Genomic DNA, 13359 nt, shown 5'->3' with positions numbered 1-13359 from the left:
GAAGGGCATCGGCCAGGGCGTGACCAAGTTCCGCCTGCGCGACTGGGGGCTGAGCCGCCAACGCTATTGGGGCTGTCCGATTCCGGTGATCCATTGCGACACCTGCGGCGTGGTGCCCGAGAAGAAGGAAAACCTGCCGGTCCGCCTGCCCGATGACGTGACCTTCGACAAGCCCGGCAACCCGCTGGACCGCCACCCGACCTGGCGCGATTGCACCTGCCCGGCCTGCGGCGCGCCCGCCAAGCGCGAAACCGACACGATGGACACCTTCGTCGATTCGTCGTGGTATTTCGCGCGCTTCACGGCGCCCCATGCCTCGACCCCCACGGATATGGCCGAGGCCGAGTACTGGATGAACGTCGACCAGTATATCGGCGGCATCGAACACGCGATCCTGCACCTGTTGTATTCGCGCTTCTTCGCCCGGGCGATGAACAAGACCGGCCATCTGCCGGTCAAGTCGATCGAGCCGTTCAACGCCCTCTTCACGCAGGGGATGGTCACGCATGCCATCTTCCAGACCCGCGACGCGCAGGGCCGCCCGGTCTATCACTTCCCCGAGGAAGTGGAACTGCGGGACGGCAAGGGCTTCCTGAAAGACGGGCGCGAGGTCGAGATCGTGCCCTCGGCCAAGATGTCGAAATCGAAGCGCAACGTGGTCGATCCCATCGCCATCATCGAGCAGTTCGGCGCCGATACCGCGCGCTGGTTCGTGATGTCGGACAGCCCGCCCGAGCGCGACGTGGAATGGACCGCCGCCGGCGCCGAGGCGACGCACAAGCACCTCGGCCGCGTCTGGTCGCTGGGCGAACGAATCGCCGCGATGGAGGCCGCCGCCCCCGGCGAGGGCGACGATGACCTGCTGCGGGCCACGCATCGGGCCATCGACGACGTGACGCGGATGATCGAAGGCTTCGCCTTCAACAAGGCCATCGCCAAGCTCTATGAATTCACCAACACGCTGAGCCGTTCGAAGGCCTCGGGCGCGGTGCAGAAGCAAGCGGCGCGGGTGCTGGCGCAGCTGATGTCGCCGATGACGCCCCACCTGGCCGAGGATCTGTGGCATCGCCTCGGCGGGGCGGGGCTGGTGATGCTGGCTCCCTGGCCCAAGGCGGACCCGGCGCTGCTGGTCGACGACATGGTCACCTTGGCCGTCCAGTTCAACGGCAAGCGCCGGACCGAGATCACCGTGCCCAAGGACGCCAGCAAGGAAGAGGTTGAAAAAGCCGCGCTGGCCGACGAAGCTGTCATTCGCGGGCTGGCAGGTGCCACGCCCAAGAAGGTGATCGTGGTGCCGGGGCGGATCGTGAATGTGGTGGTCTGAGACCAAGGGCTTGAACCGGCGGGGCTTCCTGATGGCAGGGGGCCTTGTCGCGCTGGCCGGTTGCGGCTTCAGCCCGGTCTATGGCGAAGGCGGCGCGGGCCGGGTGCTGCAAAACGCGGTGCGCGCCGACGATCCCGTCAGCCGCGCCGATTTCCAGTTCCTGCACGCCTTCGAGGAACGGCTGGGCCGTCCGGCCGCCCCGCGATTCGCGCTGGCCTACCGGATCGCGACGCGTGAGGACGGCGGCGGCACGGTGAAGAACTTCGGCGACACGCGGATCCAGGTCTTCGGCACGCTGCATTTCACCCTGACCGAGATCGCCACCGGCGCCACGCTGGCCGAAGGTCAGGTCGAGGGCAACACCGTCTATTCCACGACCGGCACGCAATTCGCCAGCTCCACCGCCGCCGAGGATGCCGAACTGCGGCTGATGCGGATGCTGGCCGACTCGCTGGTGACGCGGCTTTACACCGAGCCGGGCCTTCCCGCGGCATGAAACTCTCGCCCCGCGATGCGGCGGGTTTTCTGAACCGCCCCGATCCCAGGGTCCCGGGACTGCTGATCTACGGCGCCGATGCGATGCGGGTCAGCGAACGGCGAGTGACGGTGGTCAGCGCCCATGTCGGGCCCAATGCCGATACCGAAATGCGGCTGACGCGGATGCCCGGCAGCGATCTGCGCCGCGACGCCGCCGCCGCGGTCGATGCGCTGAAGGCGCAGGGCTTCTTCCCCGGCCCGCGCGCCGTGGTGGTGGATGACGCGACCGATACCGCCGCCGACTCGCTGAAGGCGGCGCTGGCCGAATGGGCCGAGGGCGATGCCATGCTGGTGGTGACGGCGGGCGCGCTGACCCCGGGATCGAAGCTGCGCAAGCTCTTCGAGGGGGACAAGCGGGCGCTCTGCCTCGCCGTCTACGACGATCCCCCGGGCCGGGCCGAGATCGAGGGGATGCTCAGGGCCGAGGGGCTGGGCGATGTCCCGCCGCAGACGCTGGGCGATCTGGTGGCGTTGGGGCAGGTGCTGGAGCCCGGCGATTTCCGCCAGACCCTGACCCGCATCGCGCTGTACAAGCTGGACGATCCGCAGCCGCTAACCCCGGCCGAGGTGGCGCTGCTGGCCCCGCAAAGCAGCGAGGCGGACGTTGACGACATCATCGAGGCTTTGGCCGAGGGGCGCGTCGCCGACCTCGCGCCGATCCTGTCGCGGCTGGCGGCGCAGGGGGTGACGCCGGTCACGATCTGCATCGCCGCCACCCGCCACATGCGCCTGTTGCACGCGCTGCTCAGCGCGCCGGGCGGGCCCTCGCAGGGGATCGGCACGCTGAAGCCGCCGGTCTTCGGCCCCCGCCGCGACAAGCTGCTCCGGCAGGCGCAGCGCTGGACCCTGCCCCGGGTCGAGGAAGCGCTGAAGGATCTGACCACGACCGACCTCACGCTGCGCTCCACCACAAGGGCGCCCTTGCAGGCGGTGGCCGAACGCGCGCTTCTCAGGCTGGCGCGGATGGCGGCGCGGCGGTGAGCCATCTGCGGCTGTCGGGCGCGCGCCCCGAGGTCCAGCGCGCGGCGCTCCTTGGGATCGTGCGGGACAGCCCGGTCCTGATGCGGACCCTGCAGCGGGCCCGGGACATGGCGCTGCCCGATTGGTGGCTGGTCTCGGGCGCGATCTACGGCCAGGTCTGGAACGCCCTGACGGATCGGCCCGAGATGCACGGGGTCAAGGACATCGACCTTTTCTATTACGATCCTGACACCAGCTACGCGGCCGAGGACCGCCAGATCCGCCGCGCCGCCGCCCTCTTCCCGCCCGCCCCGCCGGTCGAACTGCGCAATCAGGCGCGCGTGCCGCTCTGGTATCCGGCGCATTTCGGCAGGCCTTACCCGGCGATCCAGACCTCGGCCGAAGCCATCGACCTCTTCGCCTGCACCACGCATTGCGTCGGCCTCAGGCTGGAGGCGGACGACAGCCTGACCCTGTACGCGCCCTATGGGCTGGAGCCGATCTTCGCCTTCCGGCTGGAACCCAATCTGAAACTCGACAACCGCGTCGCGCATGCGGCCAAGGCCGAAAGACAGCAACGTCACTGGCCGGAACTGACGGTAATTCCCTGGCCCTAGCTTGCCTGCGGGCGGGGCGCGTGTCTTGATGCGGCCGACGCCAAGGGAGGACAGAGAATGACCCAATACACGCTGATCGGTGCTGCCAGCACCCGCGCCGGCCGCGCGCTGTGGATGCTGGAAGAGCTGGGCGTGCCCTATGAGCATGTCGGCGTGAAGCCGCATGCCGAGGAAGTCACCCGCCACTACCCGCGCGGCAAGGTTCCGGTCCTGCTGGTCGATGGCGAGCCGCTGACCGATTCCACGGCGATCATCCAGTATCTGGCCGATGCGCATGGCCGCTTCACCGCCGCCGCCGGGACGCTGGACCGGGCGCGGCAGGATGCGATGCTGCACCTGATCCTGGACGAATTCGACGCGGTGCTCTGGACCTCGGCCCGGCACAGCTTCATCCTGCCCGCCGAGCGCCGGGTGCCCGAGGTGAAGGAGTCGCTGCGCTGGGAATTCTCGGTCAACCAGGCCTCGCTGGTGCGGCGCATGGGCGACCGGCCCTATGTCACCGGCGACGAATTCACCGTGGCCGATCTGGTGCTGGCGCATTGCCTGATCTGGGCGCGGGCGGCGAAGTTCGAGATCACCGAACCGGCGCTGCAGGACTATGCCAAGCGCATCGCCGAGCGCCCGGCCTTCCAGCGGGTGTTCATGAAGGGCTGAGCCCGCCTCAATAGTCGCGTTCGTAGAACAGGCCGACGCCGGAGCCGCCCGAGGTATCGGCGCGGCCCCGCAGCGTGACATTGGGCATCAGGTCCAGATTGATCGTCACCTGGCCCTGCCCGGTCGAATCGACGCTGACATCGGTATAGACCCGGTCGCCGATATGCCGCCCGGCCCTGAGCTGGGTATTGCCCGCGTCATTCACCGTGAAATCGAGATCGTCGAGGCCCATCGCCTCACGCGTGCGGGACAGGATGGAATTGTCCGCCCGGCCCGTCAGCGTGGCCACCGACATCGCCAGCTGCGCCGCCTGAAACGGGCTGAGCGAGGTCAGCGAGCGGCGGAAGATCAGCCGCGCCATCACCTCGTCCTCGGGCAGTTCCGGCACCGAGGAGAAGCTGATTTCGGGGCTGTCCGCCTGCCCCGACAGCGTGACCGAGGTCAGCACGCCGTCGCTTTCGGTGGTGGCGGTCAGGCGTATGAAGGGCATGAAGCTGCCGACCATGCTGGCCGACCCGTCGGTCAGGGTGAAGCGGTTGCCCAGCAGGTCAAGTCGGCCGCGGATCAGGGTGAAATTCCCGGCGGGCACCACGGTCCGGGTGTTGCCGCCCAGGGTCAGCGTGCCCCCCAGTTCCGCGTCCAGCCCCCGGCCGCGCACGAAGACCCGCCCCGGCGCGTTGAGCCTCAGGTCCAGCCTGAGCGGCACCGGCGCCGCGCCGACCCGGGTGCCGGTGGCGATACCGGCGTTGATGCGGGTCTGGCGGCTGGCGGCATCCTCGGCGACATGGGTCAGGCCCTGCAGGCCGATCCCGGCCCGGCCGAGGGGCGAGTTGGGGATGCGGATCTCGGCCTCGTTGACCGTCACGTCGCCCGAGACCAGCGCCCCGGCGCTGAGCGGGCCGTTCAGCCGGAAGGTGCCCGAGACACGGGCATCGAAAAGCCGCGGCTGCTGCACCATCAGGTCGTCTACCCGGATGCTGAGATCGGCGCTGCGCCCCCGGTCCAGCCGGATCCCGCCCGAGATCGTCGCCCGTCCGCCGGACAGCGAATTGCCCGACAGCGCGATATCGGCGCTGGCGCCGTTCAGCCGGGCGCTGGCCTCGATATCCTGGAAGGCGACGCCGACCGCGGGCAGCGAATAGCGCCCGCCCCCCAGGCTGGCCGTGAGCCGCAGCGCCTCGAGCCCCGGACGGCCGTTCATCGACCCGTCGAAACGCACCACGCCCGAGACGCTGGCAGGCTCCAGCATCGGGTTCAGGAGCACGCTGTCGGCCTGGCCGTTGAAGGCCAGCGCCACGGTGAAATCGTCGTTGATCCGCCCGCTGGTGGTGGCGTTCAGCCCCGAGGGCCCCGCCAGCCGCAGATCGACGCCATAGGCCGTGGCCCCCGCGCCGCGCGTCACCTCGCCGCCCAGCGTCACTCGTCCGCCGATGCCCGGCACCAGACGGCCGATGTTCTCGATCGCGGCGTCAATGGCGAAGCGGGCGGCGCCGGTGGCCTGCTGCACGCCGCTCACCGTGGCGCGCAGCCCGTCCGCGGTCAGCTGCACCGTGTCGATGGCGATGGCGCCTGACTCCGTGGCGGTGGCCCGGGCCAGCAGCGACAGGCCGCCGCCGATCAGCGCATCGACCTGGGCGATGCCGGTGGCGAGCGGGCCCTCCCCCTCGACCGCCAGCGCGTAGCGGGTGGTCCCGGCGGCGCCGTTCATCTCGGCCCGGCCGCTGATCGCGCCCCGCCCGCCCGGGGTCAGCGCCGCCATGTCGAGCCTGAGCATCCTGAGCGTCACGTCGGGGGCCGTGGCGGAATAGGCGCCTTCGGCCTCCATCTCCAGCCGCGGACCCTGCAGCGAGGCCTGGACCACCTGGGTCACGCCATCGGCAATGACCAGATCGGCCAGCAGCCGGTTGGTGCCGGTGAAGATCCCGCCAAGGATCCCCGCCGCGGGCAGGTCGGCCAGCGCCAGATCCGAGACGGTGCCGTCCAGCTGGACCCGCGTGGCGCTGGCGGTGGTCGACAGCCGCGCATCGAGCGCCGCCTGCCCGGCATAGCCCGCCCCCAGCCGCGACAGGTCCGAGGCTGCGAGCCGCGCGCTGACATCGGCGGCGCCGGGTTCCAGCGAGCCCTCGGCCGACAGTTGCAGCGTGCCCGCCGTCAGGCTGAGAGAGCGCAGCGTCGTACCCGTGGTATCGCGACGGATCGACAGCTCGATCCCGGCCTGCCCCGCCAGCAGCGCATCGGCCTCGGCGATACCGACCGAGAGGTCGCGCGTGGTCAGGTTGGACGTCAGATCCAGCGCCCCGGTCAGCGGGTTGACGCTGCCCTGCATGTTGGCCAGCGCATGCCCGCCCAGGGGCCGCCCGGCCAGCGCGCTGAAGGCCGACAGATCCGGCGCCTCGAATTCGACATAGCCGTCGAAATCCAGCCCGGTAAGCTGGCCATAGGCGGTGAGCGAGACGGTCTGCCCCTCGAAGGCGAGGCCGGTCAGTTCGACCGGGCTGTCGGCGCCGGGCCAGTTCAGGCTGGCAAGGCCGAAGAAGCTGCTGCCGATGGCCTGTTGCAGGGCGGGATCGGTGGCGTCGACGCCCTGCGCCTGGAACTCGAAGACGCCCTCGAAAAGCGGCACCTGCGCATCACCGGGCAGGGGCGCCTGTTCGGTCGCATTGAGCCGCCCGCGCCCGTCGAGCGTGGCCGTGGCGATGGTCAGGTCGGTCAGGTCCAGCCGGTCCATCTCGGCCCGGACCTGCCAGTCGCGCGACTGGCTTTCATCATAGGCGATGGTCAGATTGGCGCTGCGCAGATGCCCCGCGCCCGAGGTGCCGGGCAAGAGCACCGGCTCGCCATCCTCGCGCGAGATGCCGGCGGTCAGCTGCACCATGCGCGGCACGCCCTGGGCGCTGAAGGCGGCGCTGCCGTTCACCCGCATCGCACGGGTGGAGATGGTCAGTTCCGGCAGGTCGATCTCGCCCTCGTCCGAGCGGGTGCCGGTGGCGCGCAGCCGGGAGCTTGCGCCGAAGAACGGGTGCAGGTCGGCGACCAGCAGCGGCCGCAGATCGCCCTCGATATCCAGCGAAAAGCCACCGCCCGACAGAACGCCGGTTTCCGGCGAGTCGTCGACCACGGCGAAACGCCCGGTCACGCGCTCCTCGCCATCGGTCGAGAGGGTGATGTCGGCGCCGAAGGTGCTGATCGGCCCCTCGCCCTGAACCCGCATGCCCAATGCCGGACGTTCGGGGATGTTGAGCAGCGTGGCGACGATCCCGTCGCCGCCCTCGGTCAGTTCCAGATCCAGCGTCAGGTTGCGGCTCTGGTTGTCGAAATCGCCGGCAAAGCGGAAGGCGCCTTCCTGTCCGTCGGTGCGATGGGCGTCGAACCGGGCCACGCCCTGCCCGCCCTGCAATTGCGCCGAGCCGGTCAGCGTGAACTCGGCCACCTGCCCGATCACCGGCGGTTCCAGATGCACCAGATCCGCGCGCACCTCGCCGATCAGCAGCGCCACCGGCAGCTCCGGCAGCGAGAAATCCTCGCGCGCGGTGGGGCTGGGCAGGTTGTTGTCGGCAGGGGCGGTATTCGGCAGGCGGGCAATGTCGATGCGCCCGGCGCTGAGTTCGTTGATCTCGACCCGGCGGTTGAGCAGCGCCGAGCGGTTCCAGTCGATCACCACATCGCTGAGCGTGATCCAGACGCCCTGATCGTCGGCGATGGAAATCTCGCGCACCGTGGCGCGCGACGACAGCGCGCCCTCGAAGCCGCGGATCCGAACGTCGCGCCCGGCATCGGACAGCAGGTCCTGCAGCGTGCCCGCCAGGATGCCGACATCCTCGCTGGTGTCCTGCGCCGCCATCGGCAGGGGAGCGGCGATCAGCGTCAGCAGCGCCAAGAGCCCGGCAAGGACCCAGCGATGACGGCGGAGGGGGCGCTCCGCAGCCCGGGAGAAAGCGCGCCGTTTCCGCATCAGAACGCCTGGCCGATGCCGAGATAGATCTGCAGATTGTTGCCGGTGACCCCCGCGTTGCGGCGCACCGGCACCGCCAGATCCAGCCTGAGCGGGCCGATCGGCGTGGCGTAGCGGATGCCGAAGCCCGCGCCCGCGTGCCAGGCGGTGGCGCCGGTGAACACCTCGGACGAGACGGCGCCCGCATCGGCAAAGCCCACGACCTGCCAGCTTTCGTTGATCCGCACCCGGACCTCGCCCGAGAGCGCGGCAAAACCCCGTCCGCCCGAGGGCGGCGGCCCGGCGACGCCCAGTGACTGATAGGGCAGACCGCGCACGCTGCCGCCGCCGCCGGAATAGAACAGGAAGCCCCGCGGCGTTGCGTCGATATCGGGGCCGATGACGGCACCCAATTGCCCGCGCCCGGCCAGCACGACCCGGTTCTCGCTGCCGAGCCCGGCATAGATCCGGCCGTCAAACCGCAGCCGCAGCCCGCTGTCCGCCCCGGCGAAACCGAAATAGGGCATCGCCTCGGCCCAGAGGTAATGGCCGCGCGTGGCGTCGAGCGCCTCGTCGCGGGTGTCATGGGTCACGGCGACCGGCAGGCCCAGGGTGCCGAAATTGCGGTCGACGCCCGAGAATGCCGCGCTTTCGAAGCGCAGCACCGCCCCGGCGCTGACCCGGAAAGACTCGCCGAAGCGGCGCAGCAGCTGGGCGGAGGCCTCGTAGGCGTCGGCCTTGTAGTCGCGCTCATTCATGCGGACGGCGTTGAGGCCGAGTTCGAGGTCGGTGTCGCGGTTGAAGGTCGCGGGCCGGGTGTAACGCGCATCAAGCGTGAAGCCGATGCCGCCGACCCGGGCGCCGATCCCGTCGATGGCCGCCTCAAGCCGCAGCCGCTCCGCCCCGCGCAGAAGGTTGCGGTGCAGCCAGAAACCACTGAGCCGCACGCCGGATTCGCTGTCCACCTCGACCCCGAAACCGAGGCGGCGCGGCAGGGCCTCGTCCACCCGCGCGGTCACGTCGATGGTGCCGTCGGGATTGGCCTGCTCGGCGGTTTCCAGCACCACGGAGGAGAAGGTGCCGGTCTGGCGCAGCCGCGTCTCGGCCTGAGTGATGGCCTCGGGCGTGTGCAACTCGCCGTGGTCGAGCCCGGCGATATCGACGATGCGGTCGCCGCGCGTGCGTTCGTTCCCGGCGGGAATGACGCTGCCCACGTGTAGCTGCGGCCCCGGTGCCAGCGACAGCCGCACATCGAGGCGCTGCGCGGCATGGTTGGCCACCACCTGCTGGCCGGTCGGCTCGATCAGCGCATAGCCTTGGTCGCGCCAGGCATCCATCGCCGCCCCCAGCGCCGCGCGCACGACCGTCGAGCGCGCCGGCTGCCCGGTGGCGAATTCGGCGGGCAAGTCGGTGCCCGCGGCCAGCGGCGCGATGGACAGGGTGCCGAAGGTGAATTCGGGGCCAAGCTCGATGTTGATGACGATGCGGTCGATCCGCGACGGGTTCGAGAGGGGCGAGATATCCGCAGCCTCGCGCCCGTCGACCAGCACATGGATCACCGGGGCGTAATAGGCTTCCTCATAGAGCAGGTTGATGAGCCGCCCGTATTCCGCCCGCGCCGCCGCCATCAGGTCGAGAGGCGCGGTCCGCTCGGCCGCCTGCGCGGTCATCAGGAGCGAGCTGGCTTCCAGCGTCTCGCGCAGCATGTCCGAGGCGCCGGGCGCGTTCAATTCCAGCGATTCCAGGGCCTTGACCGGCGCGGCCAGCGGGATAAGCGCGACCAGCGCAGCGGTCAACAGGCGCGACAGCCGACGGGCCACAGCCCGGGTTCCCGGAGTCCCCGGTCCCCCGGCGGCGCCCGGGTTTCCCCGCCGTCCTGCCGTCGCGTTGCCCACGCGCTGTCCTCTTGTCGTACCGCCTTTTTTCAAGATGTGGCACAAAGCCCCCCAGCGGACAACACCCGATTGCCCCGCCTTGGCGGCCCGGCGCCTGCCGTGGCGGAAAGGCGCCTTGCCGGATTCGCCAGCCAGACGCTTGACAGAAAGGGCGCCGAGGTTCAGTTCACCCGTGAACATGTGAAGGAAGCTGCGATGGCCGACTCGACCGTCCCTCAGCCCGCAATCGGCACCCCGCCCCTGCAACCGGCGCAGGCGGTGGTTCAGACCCAGTATCTGGTGATCCTGTCGATTGCTGTGTGCCATTTTATCAACGATGTGATGCAGTCGGTGCTCTCGGCAAGCTATCCGCTGCTTCATGACGAATTCTCGTTGAGCTTCACACAAATCGGCCTGATGTCGCTGGCCTTCATGGGCACGGCCTCGGTCCTGCAGCCGCTGGTCGGCACGATCACCGACCGCTACCCCTTCGCGCAATCGCTGACGCTGGGCATGGGCTCGACCATGCTGGGCCTCCTACTGCTGGCCAATGCGCCGAGCTACGCCTTCCTGCTGATGGGCGCCTCGCTGATCGGCATCGGCTCGGCCGTGTTCCACCCCGAGGCCAGCCGCGTCGCCCGCGCCGCCGCGGGTCGCAAATTCGGCACCGCGCAGAGCTTCTTCCAGGTCGGCGGCAACGCGGGCCATGCGGCGGGCCCCCTGCTGGCCGCCTTCATCATCGTCCCGCTGGGCCGTCCCTCGATCGCCTGGTTCGCGCTGCTGGCGCTGGTTGGCATGGCGATCCTCAGCCAGGTCGGGCGCTGGCACGCCAACCACCGGCGGATGAAAAAGGCCGCGGCCCCGGCGCGGGAGCACGGGCTGCCGAAGCGGACGGTGGTGATCACCATCGCCATCCTCGCCTTCCTCGTCTTCACCAAGAACGCCTATATCGCCTCGATCAGCTCTTACTACACCTTCTTCCTGATCGAGCGGTTCGAGCTGAGCACGCAGGAAGCGCAGATGATGCTGTTCATCTTCCTCGCCGCCTCGGCCGCGGGGGTGATCTTCGGCGGGCCGATCGGCGACAAGATCGGCACGCGGGCGGTGATCTGGGTGTCGATCCTGGGCGTGCTGCCGTTCACGCTGGCGCTGCCCTATGCCAACCTCTTCTGGACCGGCGTGCTGACCGTCTTCATCGGGCTGATCCTGTCCTCGGCCTTCCCGGCCATCGTCGTCTTCGCGCAAGAGCTGGTGCCGGGCCGGGTCGGGCTGATTGCGGGCGTGTTCTTCGGCCTTTCCTTCGGGATCGGCGGGATCGCGGCGGCGGCGCTGGGTCTGGTGGCGGATGCGACCAGCATCGAGTTCGTCTATCACCTCTGCGCCTTCCTGCCGGCGCTGGGGATCCTGGCGGCCTTCCTGCCCCGGCTGGGGCAGGACCCGGCCTAACCCGCCGCGCGCCGCAGCCAGCGGCGAAAGATCTGCGCGCCGGGCGACAGCGGCTCGGGCCGGGTGACGATGTAGTAGCCCAGCCCCGCCGCGTCGCCCTCGTGCAGGGCGATCAGCTGGCCCGATTGCAGATCGGGCTCGATCAGCGCCAGGGCCTGGATCGACAGGCCCAGCCCGGCGCGCACCGCACTCACCACCATGCCGTTGCTGGCCATCTCGCGCGCGCCGACCGTCTGGAAATCGACGCCGATCACCGCACCCCAGAGCCGCTGCTCGCTGGAGCCGGTGGAAAAGAACCAGTCATGCGCCGTGAGCTTGCCCAGATCCTCCAGGCTTCGCGCCTTGGAATAGCCGGGCGCCGCCACCACCGCGAAGCGGTTCGCGGTCAGCATCTCGGCCTCCACACCCGGCCAGGTGCCGCCGCCGAAGCGGATCGCCAGGTCGATGCCGTCGCGACGCAGGTCCGAGAGCGCGATACTGGGCACCAGCCGCACTTCCACCTCAGGATGCGCGGCCCAGAAGCCGCCGATGCGGGGCATCAGCCAGCTTTCGGCGAAAGAGGGGGTCAGCGCCACCACGACGGGCCGCTGTTCGCGCCTTGCCCGCATCCGCGCCACACCCTCGGCGATCATCGCGAAGCCCTCGCCCAGCGCGGCGGCCAGTTCGTGCCCGGCCTCGGTCAGCGCCATCCCCTGCCCCTCGCGCAGCGCCAGCGGTTCGGCGAAATCCGCCTCCAGCTGGCGCAGGTGCTGCGAGACGGCGGCATGGGTGACGTTGAGCTCCCGCGCGGCGGCCGAGAGGCTGCCGTGACGCGCCAGCGCCTCGAACGCGCGCAGCGAGGCCAGCGAGGGGATCTCCTTCCAATCCATCCCCGGATGTTAGCACAGGTAACAGGCAAGAAACCATCCGAACTTCGGTCGGGGCGGCATTTCTGACAGAGTGGGCGTCAGAAACCGAAAGGAGACTCCCATGTTCGGCATCCTCAACGCCACCTTCCGCGTCGCCACCCGCTCCGATTCCTGGCCGGATGACGAGAAACCCCCGGTCAAACGCGCCAGCCGCCCGCTGCTGCCCTGGTTCGACGAGGCCCCGCGCAATCCGCGCACCGGGCTCCGGCCGGGTGAAAGCTGGACTGACAGGTTCTGATCCGGGTGCCAAAACCCTGCCCGGCCCCGCGTTTTCCCCCTGCAAACCCTGACTCCGGGCTGGCATTGCCGCGGAATGGCCCGAGTGTTATCTCGGCAGCAAATTCAGGGTATGAACAGGAGCCGGGCATGGCCGCGGATTACATCGTCAAGGACATCAAGCTCGCCGATTTCGGCCGCAAAGAGCTGGATATCGCCGAAACCGAAATGCCGGGCCTGATGGCCTGCCGCGAGGAATTCGGCGCGTCGCAGCCGCTGAAGGGCGCCAAGATCGCCGGCTCCCTGCACATGACGATCCAGACCGCCGTGCTGATCGAGACGCTGAAGGCGCTGGGCGCCGATGTGCGCTGGGCGTCGTGCAACATCTTCTCGACCCAGGACCACGCCGCCGCGGCCATCGCCGCCTCCGGCACGCCGGTCTTCGCCATCAAGGGCGAGACGCTGGTCGAATACTGGGAATACACCGACCGCATCTTCCAGTTCGGCGGCGAAGGCGGCACCTGCAACATGATCCTCGACGATGGCGGGGACGCGACGCTCTACATCCTGCTGGGCGCCCGGGTCGAAGCCGGTGAGACGGGCCTGATCGACGTGCCGACCTCGGAAGAGGAAGAGGCGCTATTCGCCCAGATCAAGAAGCGCCTTGCTGCCAGCCCCGGCTGGTTCACCAAGCAACGCGCCGAGATCAAGGGCGTGTCGGAGGAAACCACAACCGGCGTGCACCGCCTCTATGATCTGCACAAGAAGGGCCTGCTGCCCTTCCCGGCGATCAACGTGAACGACTCCGTCACCAAGTCGAAGTTCGACAATAAATATGGCTGCAAGGAATCGCTGGTCGACGGCATCCGCCGCGCCACCGACACGATGATGG

11 protein-coding genes are annotated in these 13359 nt (G+C 69.3%); 8 read left to right on the top strand and 3 right to left on the bottom strand.

Annotated elements, in window-relative coordinates:
- From VDQ18_RS19180 to VDQ18_RS19160, 5 genes are all read left to right on the top strand, one after another.
- Positions 1–1324, top strand: a 1324-nt coding sequence (locus VDQ18_RS19180; RefSeq protein ID WP_323022509.1) for a class I tRNA ligase family protein, incomplete at its 5' end; no start/stop codon positions are given.
- On the top strand, positions 1311–1820 hold the full coding sequence (locus VDQ18_RS19175) for a hypothetical protein (protein WP_323022510.1): 510 nt from the start codon (positions 1311–1313) through the stop codon (positions 1818–1820). The genes VDQ18_RS19180 and VDQ18_RS19175, both read left to right, overlap by 14 nt.
- Positions 1817–2842 carry a DNA polymerase III subunit delta gene (holA, locus tag VDQ18_RS19170; protein ID WP_323022508.1) on the top strand — a complete coding sequence of 342 codons (1026 nt, stop codon included), beginning with the start codon at positions 1817–1819 and terminating at the stop codon, positions 2840–2842. The genes VDQ18_RS19175 and holA overlap by 4 nt, the downstream gene beginning before the upstream one ends.
- Complete coding sequence (locus tag VDQ18_RS19165; RefSeq protein ID WP_323022507.1) at positions 2839–3438, top strand: nucleotidyltransferase family protein; 600 nt, start codon at positions 2839–2841, stop codon at positions 3436–3438. The genes holA and VDQ18_RS19165 overlap by 4 nt, the downstream gene beginning before the upstream one ends.
- 57 nt (positions 3439–3495) lie before the next feature.
- Positions 3496–4092 carry a glutathione S-transferase family protein gene (locus VDQ18_RS19160; protein WP_323022506.1) on the top strand — a complete coding sequence of 199 codons (597 nt, stop codon included), beginning with the start codon at positions 3496–3498 and terminating at the stop codon, positions 4090–4092.
- A gap of 7 nt (positions 4093–4099) precedes the next feature.
- Here the strand turns inward: VDQ18_RS19160 and VDQ18_RS19155 are convergent, their stop codons facing one another.
- Together VDQ18_RS19155 and VDQ18_RS19150 are read right to left on the bottom strand one after the other, a co-directional pair.
- The gene (locus VDQ18_RS19155) at positions 4100–8044 is read right to left on the bottom strand and encodes a translocation/assembly module TamB domain-containing protein (protein ID WP_323022505.1); all 3945 of its coding nucleotides are present in this window, start codon (positions 8042–8044) and stop codon (positions 4100–4102) included.
- Positions 8044–9843: an autotransporter assembly complex family protein gene (locus VDQ18_RS19150; RefSeq protein WP_323022504.1), complete on the bottom strand. Its 1800-nt coding sequence runs from the start codon at positions 9841–9843 to the stop codon at positions 8044–8046. The genes VDQ18_RS19155 and VDQ18_RS19150 overlap by 1 nt, the downstream gene beginning before the upstream one ends.
- A 270-nt stretch (positions 9844–10113) precedes the next feature.
- Between VDQ18_RS19150 and VDQ18_RS19145 the strand changes: the two genes are divergently transcribed.
- Entirely contained in the window at positions 10114–11343 is a 1230-nt protein-coding gene (locus VDQ18_RS19145; protein ID WP_323022503.1) for an MFS transporter, read from the top strand.
- Here the strand turns inward: VDQ18_RS19145 and VDQ18_RS19140 are convergent.
- The gene (locus VDQ18_RS19140; protein ID WP_323022502.1) at positions 11340–12212 is read right to left on the bottom strand and encodes a LysR family transcriptional regulator; all 873 of its coding nucleotides are present in this window, start codon (positions 12210–12212) and stop codon (positions 11340–11342) included. The two genes, VDQ18_RS19145 and VDQ18_RS19140, sit on opposite strands and share 4 nt — an antisense overlap.
- A gap of 100 nt (positions 12213–12312) precedes the next feature.
- Here VDQ18_RS19140 and VDQ18_RS19135 point away from each other — a divergent pair, with 100 nt between their 5' ends.
- Together VDQ18_RS19135 and VDQ18_RS19130 are read left to right on the top strand one after the other, a co-directional pair.
- Positions 12313–12489, top strand: coding sequence for a hypothetical protein (locus tag VDQ18_RS19135; protein ID WP_323022501.1), 177 nt, complete (start codon positions 12313–12315; stop codon positions 12487–12489).
- A gap of 128 nt (positions 12490–12617) precedes the next feature.
- Positions 12618–13359 (top strand): adenosylhomocysteinase (locus VDQ18_RS19130; protein ID WP_323022500.1); only part of this gene is annotated, 742 nt, incomplete at its 3' end.

It is taken from the genome of Pararhodobacter sp. (assembly GCF_034676075.1).
Classification (GTDB): Bacteria; Pseudomonadota; Alphaproteobacteria; order Rhodobacterales; family Rhodobacteraceae; genus Pararhodobacter.
Note: the sequence above shows the minus strand (reverse complement) of the source record. Positions and strands in the feature narration are given on the sequence as shown.

Bases quoted from the DNA above. Each gene is read 5' to 3' on its own strand.
- VDQ18_RS19175 (WP_323022510.1), top strand. From the start codon at position 1,311: ATGTGGTGGTCTGAGACCAAGGGCTTGAACCGGCGGGGCTTCCTGATG.
- holA (WP_323022508.1), top strand. From the start codon at position 1,817: ATGAAACTCTCGCCCCGCGATGCGGCGGGTTTTCTGAACCGCCCCGAT.
- VDQ18_RS19160 (WP_323022506.1), top strand. From the start codon at position 3,496: ATGACCCAATACACGCTGATCGGTGCTGCCAGCACCCGCGCCGGCCGC.
- VDQ18_RS19155 (WP_323022505.1), bottom strand. From the start codon at position 8,044: ATGCGGAAACGGCGCGCTTTCTCCCGGGCTGCGGAGCGCCCCCTCCGC.
- VDQ18_RS19145 (WP_323022503.1), top strand. From the start codon at position 10,114: ATGGCCGACTCGACCGTCCCTCAGCCCGCAATCGGCACCCCGCCCCTG.
- VDQ18_RS19140 (WP_323022502.1), bottom strand. From the start codon at position 12,212: ATGGATTGGAAGGAGATCCCCTCGCTGGCCTCGCTGCGCGCGTTCGAG.
- VDQ18_RS19135 (WP_323022501.1), top strand. From the start codon at position 12,313: ATGTTCGGCATCCTCAACGCCACCTTCCGCGTCGCCACCCGCTCCGAT.